The sequence below is a fragment of the Pseudomonas sp. PS01300 genome, from assembly GCF_029960155.1.
Lineage (GTDB): Bacteria > Pseudomonadota > Gammaproteobacteria > Pseudomonadales > Pseudomonadaceae > Aquipseudomonas > Aquipseudomonas palmensis.
Genome location: NZ_JASCPN010000157.1, coordinates 1 through 293, shown reverse-complemented (window position 1 = coordinate 293; position 293 = coordinate 1). Strand labels below are relative to the sequence as shown.

The window sequence follows — 293 nt, the reverse complement described above, 5'->3', positions numbered from 1 at the left end:
CGAGGACAGAGTATGGTGGGTAGTTTGACTGGGGCGGTCTCATCCAAAAGAGTAACGGAGGAGAACGAAGGTGCGCTCAGACCGGTCGGAAATCGGTCGTAGAGTATAAAGGCAAAAGCGCGCTAGACTGCGAGACAGACACGTCGAGCAGGTACGAAAGTAGGTCTTAGTGATCCGGTGGTTCTGTATGGAAGGGCCATCGCTCAACGGATAAAAGGTACGCCGGGGATAACAGGCTGATACCGCCCAAGAGTTCATATCGACGGCGGTGTTTGGCACCTCGATGTCGGCTC

The 293-nt window shown here is 54.6% G+C and carries 1 rRNA gene; it reads left to right on the top strand.

Annotated elements, in window-relative coordinates:
* Window positions 1-293, top strand: a 23S ribosomal RNA gene (locus QMX96_RS26765); the annotation flags it as partial.